The sequence below is a fragment of the Rhizobium sp. BK650 genome (assembly GCF_014195325.1).
Classification (GTDB): domain Bacteria; phylum Pseudomonadota; class Alphaproteobacteria; order Rhizobiales; family Rhizobiaceae; genus Rhizobium.
In genome coordinates this window covers 798,999-814,841 of record NZ_JACIBK010000001.1, presented here as the reverse complement: position 1 = coordinate 814,841, position 15,843 = coordinate 798,999, and the positions used below count along the sequence as shown (strand labels likewise).

Genomic DNA, 15,843 nt, shown 5'->3' with positions numbered 1-15,843 from the left:
GGATGTTCCCGCATCCGCCCGCAGAATTGCGACCCTCCTTAAGCACGCAATGTCCTGAACGCGGCCCTAACCTCCCGGGCGAAGAGTTCCGGCTCCTCCCAGGCTGCAAAATGGCCGCCTCTTTCGGCCGTGTTGTAGTAGATCAGCTGCGGATAGGCCCTGCCGAGCCAGTGCCGCGGCGGCCGGTATACCTCGCCGGGAAAGACCGTGACGGCGACCGGAACCTTCACCGGTTCCAGCTTTGCGCCCGCTGCGGCATTCTCCCAGTAGATGCGCCCGCTCGACGGCCCGGTATTGGTGAGCCAGTAAAGCGTAATGTTATCGAGAATGGCCTGCTTGCCGAGCGCCTGTTCCGGATCGCCGCGGGTAAAAACCCAGTCGGCGATCTTGTCATAGAGCCAGGCCGCCAGCCCGACGGGAGAATCCGCTAGACCGTAGCCGATCGTTTCCGGTCGCGTTCCCATGATCGCGGCATAGCCGAAGCCGTTATTGAGGAAATCCCGCGCCTCCCTGAAGATGATCTTCTCTTCCGGCGACAAGCCGTCAGGCGCGGGCGCACCGTTCATCAGCGCTTGAGCCGCATCCGGCGGAAAGGTCGTGGCGCGCTCCACCCGGTTGACGTGAATGGCAAGCAGGCCGTCGGGCGCCTGACGCCCCAGCGCATCGCTGATGATCGCCCCCCAGTCCCCACCCTGCGCAACATAGCGCTCATAGCCAAGGCGCTTCATCAGCCTGTCCCAGGCGGCGGCGATGCGCTGGGGGTTCCAGCCCGATTCCATGGGCTTGCCGGAAAAGCCGAAGCCGGGGATCGATGGAATGACCAGATGGAAGGCATCGTCAGCCGTGCCGCCATGTGCCGTGGGATCGGTCAGCGGACCGATGACGCCGAGCAACTCGAACACCGACCCCGGCCAGCCATGCGTCATGATCAACGGCAGGGCATTCTCGTGCCGGGAGCGGACATGAATGAAATGGATGTCGACCCCGTCGACTTCAGTCACGAATTGCGGAAAGGCATTCAGCCGCTCCTCCGCCTTGCGCCAGTCGTAGGAAGATTGCCAGTCCGCCACTAGCGCCTTCAGCCTGTCCGGCGGCACACCTTGCGATCGGTCGGCCACGGTCTCTCCATCAGGCCATCGTGTTGCGGCGAGCCGGCGGCGCAGATCAACAAGGGACGCCTCCGGAATGTCCGCCCGGAACGGCTGGATTTCACCGCCAGGCACCATGGCATCGTCCGCCGCAGCTGCCGACGGAAGTGCTGCCGCCAACCCGATTGCCGCACCGCTCGACAGGAGCGAGCGCCGTGAGATCTGCAGCCTCTGGACCGATTGCCGGAAGGTCATGACATGCATCCTTTCCACGGGGATGTCAGCAGGCACATTTCAGGCACTGAACATTATGCGCTTGAAATGCCCGCAAAGCCATTGTCAGACCTCATCCGGCCGGCGCGATACAATCTCCGAGCAGTCTTCGTCGCCAAAGAAGTGGCCATGCACGCCCATTCACATCAGCAACAATCTCAAATTCACGTTTCATGGCGAACCGCACTCCACGCTCCCAAACCAACATCACGCCTTCGTTACCGCCACGCGTGTAACAACCCGCTCTCCCGTTGCGAATACCCCGACGTGCCCCGCTGAAACAGGGGCGTTTCAAGCAACGGAGACTACCATGTTGAAGACTTCCATCAGCACCGCCCTTCTTGCCGGCGCAATCACGTCAGCTCTTGCCACGATGGCCAGTGCCGCCCCGCTGACCAAGGCTGAGGCCGCTGCCGCAACCGCCGCCCACAAGGAGAAGTGCTTCGGCGTTGCGCTTAAGGGCCAGAACGATTGCGCTGCCGGCCCGGGCACGACCTGCCAGGGAACCTCGGTCAAGGACTTCCAGGGCAATTCGTGGAAATTCGTCCAGGGCGGCACCTGCGCCTCGCTTGATCTGCCGGGCGGCCGTCACGGCTCGCTGAAGCCGCTGACGCGCGACATCTAAGCCGAAAACCAGACGCAGATCAGGAAAGCGGAGGCGCATATGGCAAACGTCACCTTGAAGGCCAACCTTCCCTCGGAGACGGAAAGCTCCCTCCGCTTTCCGACATACCCGGTCGCCGGTCAGGCCGGCACCAGCTTCAAGCCGGAGCATCTTGCGGCAATCTCGGCCCTGTCCGGTTCGCAAGGCTTCTTTGAAATCCACGCCGAAAATTATATGGGTGCCGGCGGCCCGCCGCATCGCGCGCTTGAAAGGGTGCGCCGCGACCACCCGATTTCGCTGCACGGTGTCTGCATGTCGCTCGGCGGCCCGCAGCCGCTCGACAAAGACCATCTCAAGCGCTTCAAGAGCCTCATCGACCGCTACGAGCCGGCGCTGGTGTCTGAGCATCTCGCCTGGTCGACGCATGTCGATACCTATCTGAACGACCTGCTGCCATTGCCCTATACACCGGCGACACTCGCGCACGTCTGCGATCATATCGATGAGATGCAGAATGCCATCGGCCGGCCGATCCTGCTCGAAAATCCCTCCACTTATGTGCTCTTTGCGGAATCCTCCATCAGTGAGACGGATTTCATCCGCGAGATATCGAAACGCACGGGCTGCGGCCTGCTGCTCGACATCAACAATGTCTTCGTTTCCGCAAGCAATCACGGGTTTTCGGCGCTGGAATATCTGAGCGACTTTCCGCTGGCGAAAGTCGGCGAGATCCACCTCGCCGGCCATGCCGAACAGGAGGACGACGAAGGCGAGCTGCTTCTGATCGACAGCCATGACGGCCCGGTCGCCGACGCCGTCTGGCAGCTCTACGAGATCGTCATAAACAGCTGCGGCCCAATCCCCACCCTGATCGAATGGGACAGCAATATCCCCGACTGGCCGGTGCTGCGCGCCGAGGCGCTGGCGGCGCAAGCCATTCTCGATCGACATGTCAGTGACAGGGAGACTTCCCATGCGCTCGGCTGATATCCTGCCGATCCGACCAATGGCATCAAATTTCGCCAGGCAATTCTCCGCAGCCCTGCTGGTCCCCGACGCCCCCACCCCGGACCTGATCACAGGCCCGCGTGGCAAGCGGGCGGAGAAGCGCTACAATGTCTACCGCAACAATGTCACCGTCAGCCTGATTGCCGCCCTCTCCTCGATCTTCCCGGCGGTCGAGCGTATTACGGGCACCGATTTCTTCCGCGCCATGGCACGCTTCCATGTGCGCGAGACGCCGCCAGCCTCGCCGCTGCTGTTCGAATACGGACGTGACTTTCCCGATTTCATCGATCGCTACGAATACGCCCAGGACATGCCCTGGCTTTCGGATGTGGCGAGGATCGAGCGGGCCTGGCTGGACGCCTATCACGCCGCCGATGCGCCAGCCCTCCGCGGCGAAGCGCTGGCAGCCGTGCCACAGGAAGATCTCGGGGCGGCGGCTTTTCGCCCGCATCCGGCAACGCGCGTGATCTCATCTGATCATCCAGCCGTCACCATCTTCGCCATCAATCGGGGCTCGGGGCCGGTCGGTCGCGTCGACGATCACCCCGAAGACGGGCTGATCACCCGCGTCGACGACGAGGTCACCGTGCGTCTTCTGCCTCCAGGTGGTGCGGCTTTCTTCAACGCGCTGCTATCGGGCGAATGCCTTGCCGCCGCCGTGGCAGCCGGCCTCAACACCTATCCCGCCTTCGATCTCTCCGCTGCCATTGGCGAGATGATCGCATCAGGCGCCTTTTCCGCTATCGAACCGGAGATTTCCAATGTCTGATATGCTTGAATCCCGGCCTCACAACGAGCCTCGCAACGGCGCTCTCTCCCCGCTGGCGAGGCTGGTGGCGACGGCTGACGGACTTGTCCGCGCCGTCGCCCACCCCGATCTTGTTCAGGCCGTGCTGCGTGTGGCGCTCGCCGTGCCCTTCTGGCGCTCCGGCATCCTGAAATGGGATGGCTTCCTGCAGCTGAACGATACGGCGATCGATCTCTTCACCGAGGAATTCATGCTGCACCTGCCGGGCGGCCCCTATCCCTTCCCCATGCCTGCGGTCATGGCCTTTCTCTCCGGCTGCGGCGAGATCATCTTCCCGACGCTGCTCGTCCTTGGCCTCGCCACCCGCTTTGCCGGCCTCGGCCTGCTTTTCATGACCCTGATCGTCGAGCTGACAGTTCCCGATGGCTGGCCCATCCACATCACCTGGGCGGCAATGGCGCTCGCCATCATGCGCTACGGGCCGGGTCGCCTGTCTCTCGACCATCTGATTGCGCGGATATCAGGCGCTGCCAAGAGCTAGACCGACCGAATACGATACCGGCGCAAGCTCACCGCCCGGCTCCTCATCGCGCTGGGCGGCTTTTGCGTTTTTGTTCCCGCACTGCTCTTGCCGTTTGCCGGTCAATGCGCTCAATAGGCGCGGACGCCGGCTTTCCCTCACGTGCCACGTCATCAAATTTTTCAGGATGACGGTAACAAACACGTGGTCCGGTGCGTAGAGGATAGTGGCGGATGAAATATTCGGCCCGTGAAGAGGAATGGGCGGCCTGGATGCGCTCGGCAATCGCCGGCGACATCAAGGCCTATGACCGTTTCCTCAAGGCCGTGACACCCTATCTCCGGTCGATTGCGCGTCGGCGCTGCGACCAGTTCGGTGCCCCGCCGAGCGAGGTGGAAGACGTGGTGCAGGAAGTTCTTCTGGCAGTGCACCTGAAGCGCGGCACATGGGACATTTCCCGGCCGATCGGCCCGTGGCTCTCGACCATTGTGCGCAACAAGCTGATCGACAGCCTGCGCCGCCGCGGCCGCCATGTCTCGGTGCCGATCGAGGATGTGATGGAAACGCTGGAAGCCGACCACCAGGAAGACGGGGGCGATCGCATCGATGTCGACCGCATGCTGGAAGGTCTGCGCGATCCGCAGCGTGAAATTGTGCGATCCATCTCGCTCGGCGGTGCCGGCATCCGCGAAACGGCCGAGAGGCTACAGATGACGGAAGGCGCTGTGCGGGTGGCGCTGCACCGGGCGCTCAAGGGATTGGCCGCCCTATATCGGAGCAATACGCGTGAAAACGGATGACCTGATCAACCTGCTGGCAAAGGACGCGCGCGTCCGCATCCGCTTCGGCCGCGTCTTCATGATTGCGCTCGCCATCGGCGTGGTGGTCTCCGCCGCCCTGCTGCTATCGACCATCGGCATCCGCAAGAACATGGCCGAGATGATCGAGACGCCGCGCGTCCTCTTCAAACTCGGCTTCACCCTGCTGCTTGCCGCCACCGCCACCCGACTCGCCTTCCGGATCGGCAAACCCGGCATCTCGCTGCGCTCTGCGGCGCTGGCACTCATCCTGCCACTCGCCGTTCTTGTCATCGGTATCGCGACCGAGTTCCTTGTGGTGCCGCAGGCGGCCTGGGCAAGCAGCATGGAGGGCCGTTTCTCCGCCTTCTGCCTGTTCTTCGTCCCGACGCTCTCGATCGCCCCGCTTGCCGCCATCCTCTATTCCGTCCGCCAGGGCGCGCCGGAAAATCCGGGCATGGCCGGTGCCGTGGCGGGCCTTGCCGCCGGCGGCATCGCGGCCGCCATCTATGCCTGGCATTGCCCCGACGACAGTCCGCTGTTTGTGGCGACCTGGTATTCGATCGGCATATCGGTCGCGACGGCAGCAGGCTTCCTGCTCGGCCGAAAAATCCTTCGCTGGTGATGGAAAAATATCATCAACCGCGGGAACTTTTGGCGGCTATTTCGGTCTGGAATGCGGACCGTACGGCGCACTTCCTTTAACGGAACCATGCATCACACAACGCGTCGTGCGATCCAGCCTGTTATTTCCCAATAACCCACAGTTCGGCCCGCTTCGGCGGGCCTTTTTGTGCCTCGGTGGAATAGCTTTAACGCGTTCGCTTACCCGTCAGCGCCTGCCAGGCGAGCCTTAGCGTGTCGAGGCGGGAGCGGATGCGCTCCTGTTGCGGGACAGCCAGCCGGTTACGAAAATCGGCAAGGGCCTGGGCCTCAAGCCTGCTTCCGAGCTTTTCCGGCAGATGCGGCGCGGGTGCACCCGTCAGCCGGTCGATCACAATCCAGTCGTCTTCGTTCCGGCGCTCGATGTCGTAACGGTTCATGGCGGTCAGGAGATCTCTAAATTAGGGATATGGACGACAAGAAGAGCGGCTTTCGCATGCATATGCAATCGGAAAAATGTGAGCGAATGTCAGAAAAATACGTTCATGGTCAACATTGCGTTGATATCACGCATTCGGTCTCGTCGCTCTCCATTTGCTGCGCGCGCTTGCGCGCTTTGGCAGACCTGACCTTCACTTCAATCCGCGCATATTTCTGATCTTTGGGAGCTTGGGGCCGATCACTAATCGCGGCATTCCTGGCCTTGAGTGCAGCCAGCCCTACCACGATCTCATCGAACATCTTTGCTTCCATGTGCCCCCTCCTTCGCTATGCCCGCCTTGGCCGTGCTTGTCTTTCGCTGCGGTACACCCTCGGTCGCTTACGGTAGCATCCGATCAACCGGCAGACCAATGCCACATTGGAGCTAGCCCAAATGAACTTCGTTTGCCGTCTTTTCGCCACCGCCGCGACATGCATTCATAGCAATACGGATGTAAGATGCGGCAAGCGTCGGAAGAACCAGTCATTGGAGGATAACCATGCCAGAGATGACCTCATCGGAAATGCTGAGAGATCCGCTGATCCGCCAGATGCTTCGCGCCGACAAGATCAGCCTGGCATCTTTTGCGGCCCTTCTGGATGCAGCCGCCCGTGAAAACGCCCGCCCGGCAGGCGACAGGGCTTTTGTCAGCGCAAAGATGCGGGATAGCTGGAGCATCGATGCTGCGGCCTTTATCTGACCAACCATTTTTCCCGATGCCCGTCCGACTCCGGGCACCCCTGAGGCCCGCTCCCAAGTGAGCGGGTCCTTTTTGTTTGCGACAACGTCAGTCGCCGATTTGTCCCTTATTCCGGACGTTGAAGGCGGCAGGCCCTCATGCACGCCTGCCGCCTCCCACCTCCGAGCATCCGCCGCCCCGCGCTCAAGGAGGGAGAACCAGAATAGCCGGGTATTGTGGCCTTTAGGGCGCTTGGTCTGGAAGATATTCCCGCTGTTATCGGCCGGTCACATCACCCATCCGGGGCAGACCAACCGGTTTCACGTACATGTCGTTGAAAGCGTTGGGGAGAGATTGGACCGCGCCTGTGGATAAGCTGTGGAAACATTGTGGATCGAAGGTCGCATTGGGGCGCAGTTTGGCCCCCGCTGTTGCCATTTCGTTCCAGATGCCGTCTGATGATGAGGCCTGCCGTCGGCCTCCGCCGCAACTGATGCCGACGCAGCCACAGGGCGCTCCGACATGACGTCGTAGAGCGCCCTTCTTTGTCCGCGGCAAAAAAGTCACGCGTTCGACATTCACGCATTCCGCAATTCCGAATTTCATAATTCACGCGTATAGTGTGTTTAAGGGACTGAACCTCTGTGCCTTGAGGGGTCGAGGACAATGAGTTGGAATACGTCATCGGCATTCGCGCCGGTCGGGCTGGTTTTGCGTGGTCGAGAGACGCACACCGTCGTGCGCACGCTCGGCGATGCTGCATACTTGTTGATCCGGGACTGGCCCTTTGATGATGGCGAGGAATATGTGATCGCCGTCAAAGCCTGTATCGACGCCATCTGTGGAGAAGTGGCTCCGGAACAATTCCGCGAGGCATTTTTGCGCGCCGCCGACGAGGCGGGCATCGCCGCGCTGACCATCGTCCATTGATGGTTTGATAAGCTTCCATTGAGCCAATGGCTCCATTGATTTTCTCGGCAAAACCGTCATCTGCTGGCGGCAAAGCGATGACGTGCAGGCGAACATCCGAGAGAAAATGAAGACCGCAGCAATAACAGGCGCAATCGCCTTCACGGCCTTGGCGGGAACCGCGATTGCCCAGTCGATTCTTACCGCCTCCCCAGTTCCGCCGGACTACGTGGCCGTCATGCAGGCGCTCGACAAGGATGGCAAGCCGGTCGATCCTACCGTCACCATGACGCATCGCGGCGGCATGTTTCTGAGCGAGACGCTGCGCGACGGCCGGATAAGCGTCGGCTTCGGAGCGGACAGGAACGGGCCTGTTCTGCGCTGGAGCAGGCAGGCGGACGGTCAGATCACGTTCCTGGAACTTCTTCTTCGCGATCGAAAACTGGATGCCACGAAAACAGAAGCGCTCCAGCCGCTTGCAGAGGTTTCTATCATTGCCGGTGAACGCTGCACATGGCGCCAAACGGCGAGCAAATCGCCCTCGCCCGGAACATTCATCGCACGAGAGCAGAACTGCATCACCGATGACGGTATCGTCATCGAAACAAGGCTGCTCGCCGCGAATGACGTGCCGATCTATCGCACCCGCCTCGCCAGCCTCGACCGCCGCACCGTCGCCCCCTCGGAGATCGAGCCGCCGTCGGAAATCCTGACGCAGGAATTCTGGCTCAGGCCGATCCGGGACCATGATGCCAATCCTTCCCAACCCGATTTCGACATCACGCTGGAAACCGTCGGCGGCTCGACGATCCGCTTGTTGCGGCATTATCCCTGGCATTATCGGGAGCAACGGGACCGTGGCGGCTCCCTTCGCATCACGATCTGGAACAAGCTCGAAGCTCAAGGCATCTCCTACCAGCAGGAAGGCGGCTATCGCAGGCTCACGGCTGGGCGTCCGGCAGACGATGGTTCTGCCCCGTTCAAATTCGATGAGACAACCGGGAAGGTTTCACTCGGCAAGACCGAAACAATCCTCGGCGAGACTTGCGAATGGTTTGATCTGATGCCGGGCGTTCACGACGTCGGAAACAGCGAGTGCCTCACAGGCGACGGCCTCCCGCTCAAGCTTGATATCAGCGGAATGAATTTGGCCTTCCCTTACACTGCCACATCATTCCGCCGTCGCCCCGTCGCTCTCTCGGAGATGCGCTTGCCGGCCGAAGCCTTTTCGCTGAAGGAGTGGGGGCTATCTATAGCGCGATAATGCCGTCGCCCCATTCCTCAATGATCGGGCACACCTTGCATCCCAGCGACAACATAAAGACATAGGAAATACGCACACCCGGTGTCGCAATCAGCCCGGTACTTTCGTCTTAAGGCAGAACCACTTCTTTCAGATATGGATACAGGAACACCATGACCAGTGAACCCTTGCTTTCAGAGATCGAAGAACAGGCCGAACTGCCGGTGGAAGACCATAGCGCGCGCAACAGACTGGTGATCGGCCTGCTGCTGGTCTCCGCCTTCGTGGTCATCCTCAACGAAACCATCATGGGTGTGGCGATCCCACATCTGATGGCCGATCTGAACATCCCGGCGAGTTCCGCCCAATGGCTGACCTCCGCCTTCATGCTGACCATGGCCACCGTCATTCCCGTGACCGGCTTTCTCCTGCAGCGGCTGAACACACGGCCGGTCTTCATCCTCGCCATGACGCTCTTTTCCGCCGGCACGCTGGTCTCGGCCCTTGCCCCCGGCTTCCCCATGTTGGTCGTCGGCCGCATCGTCCAGGCCTCCGGTACCGCGGTCATGATGCCGCTCCTGATGACGACGATCATGAACCTCGTGCCGCCGCATTCACGCGGCAAGACGATGGGCAATATCTCTATTGTCATTTCGGTGGCGCCCGCCATCGGCCCGACGATTTCAGGCCTTATCCTCTCCTCGCTTGATTGGCGCTGGCTCTTCCTGCTGGTGCTGCCGATTGCGCTCGCCGCTCTTGCGCTGGGTGCGGCGAAAATCGAGAATGTCACCGTGCCGTCAAAGGCGCCGCTCGATGTCATCTCGGTTGTTCTCTCGGCCATCGGCTTCGGCAGTTTCGTTTTCGGCATCAGCGAACTCGGCGCCCCGGAAGCAGGTGCGACGCCTCTCGATCCCCGCGTCATGCTCGTCGCGGGCGCTGCCGTCATTGCTATTTTCGTCTGGCGGCAGATCCACCTTCAGAAACAGGAGAAGGCGCTGCTGGATCTTCGCACCCTGCAGACGAAGACCTTTACGATCGCCGCCGGCATGATGGCGATCCTGATGATGTCGATGTTCGGGGTCTTCATCCTGCTGCCGATCTACATGCTGACGGTGCTGCACAAAACGACGCTTGAGACCGGCCTGCTTCTCCTGCCGGGCGGCCTGATCATGGGCCTCTGCGCCCCCTTCGTCGGCCGGCTCTTCGACCGCTACGGCCCTGCCCGCCTCGTCATCCCCGGCGCACTGCTGTTCAGCGGCGTCATGTGGGGCCTGACTTTCTTCCTCGGCCCCACCACACCGATCTGGGTCGTTCTCGCCTTGCATGTCGCCATGAGCATCGGCCTCGCCCTGATGTTCACGCCGCTCTTCACCGTCAGTCTCGGCTCGCTGCCGCCGAAACTCTATTCCCACGGCAGCGCCATCATCGGCACCACCCAGCAGGTCGCCGGTGCGGCCGGCACCACGCTCTACGTCGCCATCATGACCTGGCGCGCGGGCATCCTGACTCAAGGTGAAGCAGATGCCGCAGCGGCAACTGTCGGCGGCATGCAGTCCGCCTTCTTCGTCGGCGCGCTGATTTCGCTGGCGGCCGTTGTGGCCTCCTTCTACGTCCGCCGCCCGCCCGTCCAGCCCGGAGCTCCGCCGATGGGCGGGCATTAAATGCTTCTGGCGGCCTACCGTGCGTAATAGCCGGGCTGATCGAGATCGTCGATCAGGCTTCGGCAGGTCGGCTGCCAGCCAAGCAACCAGCGCGTATGGGCGCTGGAGGCCGCCATGTTCGTCGCCGCCATGGTGGCAAACCAGCCGAAATGTTCACGGGGGCGAGACTCCACCGGCAGGCCGAGCTGCCGTCCGATCACCTCGGCGATCTCCCGGAACGGAACAGCCTCATCGGCGACAGCATGGTAAGCGGCCTCTGTGACGCCGCTTTCCAACGCCAAGCGGTAGAGGCGGGCCGCATCCAGCCGGTGCACGCCCGACCAGCAGTTACCTCCATCGTCAGGATAGGCGGAGACGCCGGTCTCGCGGGCGATGCGCGCCAGGATCGGGATGAAGCCGTGATCGCCGATACCATGCACGCTCGGGGCAAGCCGCATCGTCGCCGCACGGATCCCCTGCCCGGCAAGGACGCGGGCGGCGGCTTCCGATTTGCGAGGCGATGCCGGGTTCGGCAGGTCCGCTTCCGTGGCACCTTGCGGAAAGCCCAGCAGGCCTGATGTAACGATGAGCGGACGATCCGATCCCGAAAGCGCGTTTCCGAGCGCATGGATCGCGCGCTCGTCCTGCGCCGCATTGTCGAGAAATTTCGAGAAGTCATGGTTGAAGGCGGTGTGGATCACCGCATCGGCCTTGGACGCGGTCTCGGCGAGAAGCTCGAGGTCATCGAGCGATCCCGGAACGAGCTTTGCGCCGATGACCGCAATCGCCTTTGCTTTTTCGATCGAGCGGACCAGCCCGCTGACCTTGTGGCCGGCGCGGATCAGCTCCTCGACGATGGCGGTGCCGACCCAGCCGGTCGCACCCGTTACGAATATATGCATTGCTGCGATCTCCATTGCCAGGCTGCCCATCGGGCAGCCCCTGTTGATGTTAGGGCGTTGTGCGGAAGCAGTCGAAGTCAGGCCACGCGCATCGACAGCTCGATGTCATCAGCAAAGGGCGTGGACATGTATCCGCCGGCGGGCGAACGAACGTGGTCGAGATATTGGGGGGAGTCATCGGCATCGTCGGCAATGACGAGCGCCCCAGGCCGAAGCCGGCTTTCGACCAGCGCCAGCACCTCGGGATAAAGCGACTTCGCCCCGTCAAGCAGAAGCAGGTCGATACTGTCAGGAAGATCGGTGCTTAACGTCTGGAGCGCATCGCCTTCGCGGATCTCGACGAAGTCGGCAAGGCCAGCTTCGACCAGATTCTGGCGAGCCCGCGCAACTTTCGACACTTCGAATTCGCTGCTGATCAACCGCCCGCCGCCATTGTCGCTGATGGCAGCGGCAAGATAGAGCGTCGAGATGCCGAAGGACGTGCCGAATTCCACGATCGTCCTGGCATTGGTGCTGCGCGCCAGCATGTAGAGCAGCTCTCCTGTCTGGCGCGAAACGGGCAGCCACAGATCCTTCAGGCGTCCGTAGAAATCGAGATATTCGGTCTTGCTGTACATGAGCCGTTCCCGCTCGTCGCGGGAGAGCCCGGCCATGACCGGGCTGGTCGCCTTGTCGGCCTCGGCAAACAGCTGATCGAGAAGCGGCCCGAGGGGTGCGCTTGCGAGAGTATTCATCAGAAAAATCCTTCATTTCGAATGGCTTGCTTTCGAAATGAAAATACGAATAATCCGTCGCATTCGCTAATCGCATTTGCGGAACGCCGGTATGGTCGATCGCCCAAGCCATGGAATTTCTTCAAGAAAGTCGCCGAGACAAGCGCGCTCGAACGAGCTCGTAAACGCCATTCTGCAAGCCGCTGTTCAGGTTTTGGCGCAGGAAGGGGCGCAGCGTTTTACGACCGCTCGCGTGGCCGAAAGAGCCGGCGTCAGCGTCGGCTCGCTCTATCAATATTTCCCCAACAAGGCTGCCATTCTGTTTCGGCTGCAGAGCGACGAATGGCGGCAGACATCGAATCTGCTGGGCGAAGTCCTTTGTGACGGGGGCCGCCCGCCACTCGACCGGCTGCGCTCCCTCGTTCACGCCTTCATCCGCTCCGAATGCGAGGAAGCAGCTGTCCGCGTCGCGCTGAACGATGCGGCTCCCCTCTATCGCGACGCCCCGGAAGCGCAGGAGGCACGGGGCGCCGCCGATGCCATTATCGAGCAGTTCATGCGGCAAGCGCTGCCCGATGCCTCCGATGCGACCCGCGCCATGGCCGGAGACCTGATCATGACGACGATGAGCACGGTCGGAAAGGAATTTTCCGAGGCCGCGCATGACGAAGACGAGATCTCGACCTTCGCGGAGGCGATGGCGGACATGTTCTGCGCCTACCTCCGCAGTCTCAGCTGACAGGTGCGGCCGCTCGCCCGCCTAATGATAGGTCACAACCGGATTGAATACCCTCTGCAGAAAGGAGCGCTGCGCCGTCTGCACAAATTCCCGAGGAATATCGTGCCCGCATTCGAACACATGGAGCGTCACCGGCACACCGGCATCTGATAGCGCGTCCGAGAACCGTTCGGCCTGGGCAAGGGGAGCGCGCTCGTCGAGCCTCCCGTGCAGCAGCACGGTTTCGGCCCGGATTTTCTGCGCGTGATGCAGGGCGGAGCGGGCGAGAAAGGCTTCGCTCGTGAGGCCCGCCTCCTGCTCGATCGTCCACCGCAAACCTTTCGAGCTGGTCTCATAGGCAGCCCTGAGATCATAGACGCCGCTGCGCAGGATGACGGCCCTGAGATCGGAAACCTGTGTGGCGACCATGGCCGAGGCGACCGCTCCCCGGCTGTTACCGTAGAGAACGATGCGGCCGGCATCGACGCAAGGTTGCTCCCCCAGGAACGAGAGCGCTGCGATGATTGCCCGCTGGGTGTTTGGACCGCAGAAATCCGCAGGTCCGTCAGAAGCGCCAAAGCCCGGCTGCGAGACTGCCGCCGCGATGATATTCAAACCGGAGCAGAATCGAACTAGGGCACCCGTATCGACAGTCTCTCTCGCGCCGGTGAGACGACCGCCCTGATTGCCGTGGACGAAGAGGATTGCGCCTGCAGGCCTTTCGCTCTCGGGCCGGGCCTGAAAAAGCTCTACACGCGCCCCGTCACCCCTATCGATGAGATGTCGTGTCACATCAGGCATGTTCAACCTCACCCTCGCGTCCCCTGCTCTTCAGTCGAAATTCGCATGTGTGGGCGGGCAAGTCTCCCATAAATTTCTGCAGGATTTGTCGGCATACCGCCGCATGTTTCGTCCTAAGGCCGAGATCCGGCTCTGACGGCGCGGATCGCCAAGAGGAGAAACATCCATGAGAAAGATCATCGCTTCCACATTCGTCAGCCTCGATGGCGTGATGCAGGCTCCTGGCGGTCCTCACGAGGACCCCGTCAATGGTTTCAAGTACGGCGGCTGGGTATTCCACTACTTTGACGAGGCAGCAGGAGCCGTGATCGCCGAACTCTTCGAAAAGCCGTTCGCCCTGCTGCTCGGCCGCAAGACCTACGACATTTTCGCCGCCTACTGGCCTTATCAAGACGATGACATCGCCAAGGCGTTCAATCCCGCAACGAAATATGTGGCGACGCACAGGCCGGACTCGCTCTCCTGGCAGAATTCGCAGGCGCTCGGCGCCGACATTGTCGCAAGCCTCAGAAAAATCAAACAGGAAGACGGGCCGGATCTGCTGATCCAGGGCTCCGGCAATCTCATCCAGACCCTGCTTGCCAATGAGCTGATCGATGAAATGACCGTGCTGACCTTTCCGCTGCTCCTCGGCAAGGGCAAACGGCTGTTTGCCGACGGTGGCGCGGTGCCGGGCGCGCTCAAGCTCAAGAGATCGCTGGTGTCGAGCAAGGGCGTCATTGTCGCAACCTACGAGCGGAACGGCGAAGTGCCAACAGGCTCGTTCGTGACCGATCAACCGTCCGAGGCCGAACTCGAACGCCGGCGGAATTGGCAGTAACCGTGTTGCCCGCTGGAGGAGAAAAAACGCGACAAGTCACGGGGTTTTCAATGGCCTCGTGACCGCATTGTCCTCGACGGGTTCCGGGCTATTCAATCGGACATCCCCCCTTCCCGAAAAACGAGTTCCAGCAGGATGCCGCCCGGCGTGCGCACGAACAGGCGCCGCTCGCCAAGCTCGACAAGATCCATGGTGGAATAGACAATCCCGTCACCGTCGAGCCGAGCCCGAAAGCCATCATAGCCTTCCAGCCGGAAGCCGATATGGTCGATCACCTCCTCATCCCGGCCGACGGCCTTGCCCCCGCCCGGAATGAGATGCACGACAGGTTGCCCGTCACCGTAGAGCCAATAGCCGGCAAAGCCGAAATCCGGACGGTAGCCGACCGTCAGGCCCAGCAGGTCCTGGAGGAACTGTCGCGTCCCTTCCAGATCCGCCGTGCGCAAAGTCACATGATCGAGCTGCATGGCATCACCCGATCGCCCCGCCGCCATCGACGCGCACCGTGGAGCCGGTGGCAAAGGGCGTTGTCATGAGGAAGAGCACGGCATTGGCGATATCGGAGGCCTGCCCGACAGTCTTTGCCGGGAGCGAGCCCGCGACGCGCTCGAACATGGCGTTACGGTTGCCCTCATCCATCTTCGACCAGAGCGGCGTGTCGATCAGACCGGGCGAAACCGCGTTGACCCTGACCGGTGACAATTCCAGCGCCAGGCCACGGGCCAGGGATTCCAGTGCGGCATTGATGGCGCCCTGCAAGACGGAAGACGCTGACGGACGTTCGCTGAGGAAACCGGAAATGAAGGTCAGCGTGCCGCGCTCGGCAAACCGCGCCGCCCGTGCAACCCGGTAAGCACCCCAGAACTTGCTGTCCATGGCCCGCGCAGCATCATCGAGCGAGAGCTTGCGCACTGGCCCGCTCGGCGTCTGAGCGGCGGAGACGACGACATGATCCCAGGCCTGATGCGAAGCGAAGAAAGCTTCGATACTGCTGTTATCGCCGGTATCGAGCACTGCCGTCTCGATCTTGCCTTCGATCGACTTTGCAGCCTCGGCAAGCTTGTCCGCCGAGCGCGAAGCGATCGTCACCTCGGCACCGGCAGCTGCCGCGAGTTGCGCAACGGCGAGGCCGATGCCCGAGCTACCGCCGACGACGAGAATGCGCTGTTTGCCCAAAGATTTCATGGTCGAAGTCATTTTTTCTCTCCGGTGTGCGGCGATCCCGCCTTGTTTCGGTGGCTGGAAGTTAGCGTGACAGGGCTCTTGCAGGAATGGATATTGTCGTAGATAGTCTCT

Annotated in this window: 20 protein-coding genes; 12 read left to right on the top strand and 8 right to left on the bottom strand. The window is 61.7% G+C overall.

Translation table 11 applies throughout. The features are described from left to right. Window positions 1-38 precede the first annotated feature (38 nt). Window positions 39-1,343, bottom strand: coding sequence for an epoxide hydrolase family protein (locus FHX15_RS03965; protein WP_184393835.1), 1,305 nt, complete (start codon window positions 1,341-1,343; stop codon window positions 39-41). A gap of 328 nt (window positions 1,344-1,671) precedes the next feature. Here FHX15_RS03965 and FHX15_RS03960 point away from each other — a divergent pair, with 328 nt between their 5' ends. The 6 genes from FHX15_RS03960 to FHX15_RS03935 all read left to right on the top strand — a co-directional run bounded on the left by FHX15_RS03960 (window position 1,672) and on the right by FHX15_RS03935 (window position 5,663). After that, entirely contained in the window at window positions 1,672-1,986 is a 315-nt protein-coding gene (locus FHX15_RS03960; RefSeq protein WP_184393834.1) for a DUF2282 domain-containing protein, read from the top strand. A gap of 39 nt (window positions 1,987-2,025) precedes the next feature. Beyond that, on the top strand, window positions 2,026-2,952 hold the full coding sequence (locus tag FHX15_RS03955) for a DUF692 domain-containing protein (RefSeq protein WP_184393832.1): 927 nt from the start codon (window positions 2,026-2,028) through the stop codon (window positions 2,950-2,952). Further along, window positions 2,939-3,742: a DNA-binding domain-containing protein gene (locus FHX15_RS03950; RefSeq protein ID WP_184393830.1), complete on the top strand. Its 804-nt coding sequence runs from the start codon at window positions 2,939-2,941 to the stop codon at window positions 3,740-3,742. The genes FHX15_RS03955 and FHX15_RS03950 overlap by 14 nt, the downstream gene beginning before the upstream one ends. Next, complete coding sequence (locus FHX15_RS03945; protein ID WP_184393828.1) at window positions 3,735-4,262, top strand: DoxX family protein; 528 nt, start codon at window positions 3,735-3,737, stop codon at window positions 4,260-4,262. The genes FHX15_RS03950 and FHX15_RS03945 overlap by 8 nt, the downstream gene beginning before the upstream one ends. 212 nt (window positions 4,263-4,474) lie before the next feature. Beyond that, a complete protein-coding gene (locus FHX15_RS03940) occupies window positions 4,475-5,041 on the top strand; it encodes a sigma-70 family RNA polymerase sigma factor (RefSeq protein WP_184393826.1) in 567 nt (188 codons plus the stop codon). After that, complete coding sequence (locus FHX15_RS03935; RefSeq protein WP_184393824.1) at window positions 5,028-5,663, top strand: NrsF family protein; 636 nt, start codon at window positions 5,028-5,030, stop codon at window positions 5,661-5,663. The genes FHX15_RS03940 and FHX15_RS03935 overlap by 14 nt, the downstream gene beginning before the upstream one ends. 187 nt (window positions 5,664-5,850) lie before the next feature. On the opposite strand, the gene FHX15_RS03930 is transcribed toward FHX15_RS03935, so the two are convergent. Together FHX15_RS03930 and FHX15_RS03925 are read right to left on the bottom strand one after the other, a co-directional pair. Beyond that, window positions 5,851-6,081: a hypothetical protein gene (locus FHX15_RS03930; RefSeq protein WP_184393822.1), complete on the bottom strand. Its 231-nt coding sequence runs from the start codon at window positions 6,079-6,081 to the stop codon at window positions 5,851-5,853. 109 nt (window positions 6,082-6,190) lie between these two features. After that, window positions 6,191-6,394, bottom strand: a complete 204-nt coding sequence (locus FHX15_RS03925) for a hypothetical protein (RefSeq protein ID WP_184393820.1) — start codon at window positions 6,392-6,394, stop codon at window positions 6,191-6,193. 227 nt (window positions 6,395-6,621) lie between these two features. Here FHX15_RS03925 and FHX15_RS03920 point away from each other — a divergent pair, with 227 nt between their 5' ends. From FHX15_RS03920 to FHX15_RS03905, 4 genes are all read left to right on the top strand, one after another. Then, entirely contained in the window at window positions 6,622-6,822 is a 201-nt protein-coding gene (locus FHX15_RS03920) for a hypothetical protein (RefSeq protein WP_184393818.1), read from the top strand. Window positions 6,823-7,467: 645 nt separating this feature from the next. Then, window positions 7,468-7,731 (top strand): DUF982 domain-containing protein, encoded by a 264-nt coding sequence (locus FHX15_RS03915; protein WP_184393816.1) that lies wholly within the window; start codon window positions 7,468-7,470, stop codon window positions 7,729-7,731. 106 nt (window positions 7,732-7,837) lie between these two features. Then, window positions 7,838-8,974: a hypothetical protein gene (locus tag FHX15_RS03910; protein ID WP_184393815.1), complete on the top strand. Its 1,137-nt coding sequence runs from the start codon at window positions 7,838-7,840 to the stop codon at window positions 8,972-8,974. A 152-nt stretch (window positions 8,975-9,126) separates the two neighbouring features. Next, the gene (locus FHX15_RS03905) at window positions 9,127-10,614 is read left to right on the top strand and encodes a DHA2 family efflux MFS transporter permease subunit (RefSeq protein WP_184393814.1); all 1,488 of its coding nucleotides are present in this window, start codon (window positions 9,127-9,129) and stop codon (window positions 10,612-10,614) included. 14 nt (window positions 10,615-10,628) lie between these two features. Here FHX15_RS03905 and FHX15_RS03900 read toward each other — a convergent pair whose 3' ends face one another. Together FHX15_RS03900 and FHX15_RS03895 are read right to left on the bottom strand one after the other, a co-directional pair. Further along, window positions 10,629-11,495 (bottom strand): SDR family oxidoreductase, encoded by an 867-nt coding sequence (locus FHX15_RS03900; RefSeq protein ID WP_184393813.1) that lies wholly within the window; start codon window positions 11,493-11,495, stop codon window positions 10,629-10,631. A gap of 77 nt (window positions 11,496-11,572) precedes the next feature. Continuing rightward, the gene (locus FHX15_RS03895; protein WP_184393812.1) at window positions 11,573-12,229 is read right to left on the bottom strand and encodes an O-methyltransferase; all 657 of its coding nucleotides are present in this window, start codon (window positions 12,227-12,229) and stop codon (window positions 11,573-11,575) included. 91 nt (window positions 12,230-12,320) lie between these two features. On the opposite strand from FHX15_RS03895, the gene FHX15_RS03890 reads away from it, so the two are divergent. Next, a complete protein-coding gene (locus tag FHX15_RS03890) occupies window positions 12,321-12,947 on the top strand; it encodes a TetR family transcriptional regulator (RefSeq protein WP_184393811.1) in 627 nt (208 codons plus the stop codon). 21 nt (window positions 12,948-12,968) lie between these two features. On the opposite strand, the gene FHX15_RS03885 is transcribed toward FHX15_RS03890, so the two are convergent. After that, window positions 12,969-13,727, bottom strand: coding sequence for a S9 family peptidase (locus FHX15_RS03885; RefSeq protein ID WP_184393810.1), 759 nt, complete (start codon window positions 13,725-13,727; stop codon window positions 12,969-12,971). A 166-nt stretch (window positions 13,728-13,893) separates the two neighbouring features. Here FHX15_RS03885 and FHX15_RS03880 point away from each other — a divergent pair, with 166 nt between their 5' ends. Next, window positions 13,894-14,547: a dihydrofolate reductase family protein gene (locus tag FHX15_RS03880; RefSeq protein WP_184393808.1), complete on the top strand. Its 654-nt coding sequence runs from the start codon at window positions 13,894-13,896 to the stop codon at window positions 14,545-14,547. A gap of 92 nt (window positions 14,548-14,639) precedes the next feature. On the opposite strand, the gene FHX15_RS03875 is transcribed toward FHX15_RS03880, so the two are convergent. Together FHX15_RS03875 and FHX15_RS03870 are read right to left on the bottom strand one after the other, a co-directional pair. Continuing rightward, window positions 14,640-15,014 carry a VOC family protein gene (locus FHX15_RS03875; RefSeq protein WP_184393806.1) on the bottom strand — a complete coding sequence of 125 codons (375 nt, stop codon included), beginning with the start codon at window positions 15,012-15,014 and terminating at the stop codon, window positions 14,640-14,642. A gap of 4 nt (window positions 15,015-15,018) precedes the next feature. After that, window positions 15,019-15,732 (bottom strand): SDR family oxidoreductase, encoded by a 714-nt coding sequence (locus FHX15_RS03870; protein ID WP_184394031.1) that lies wholly within the window; start codon window positions 15,730-15,732, stop codon window positions 15,019-15,021. Window positions 15,733-15,843: the final 111 nt, after the last annotated feature.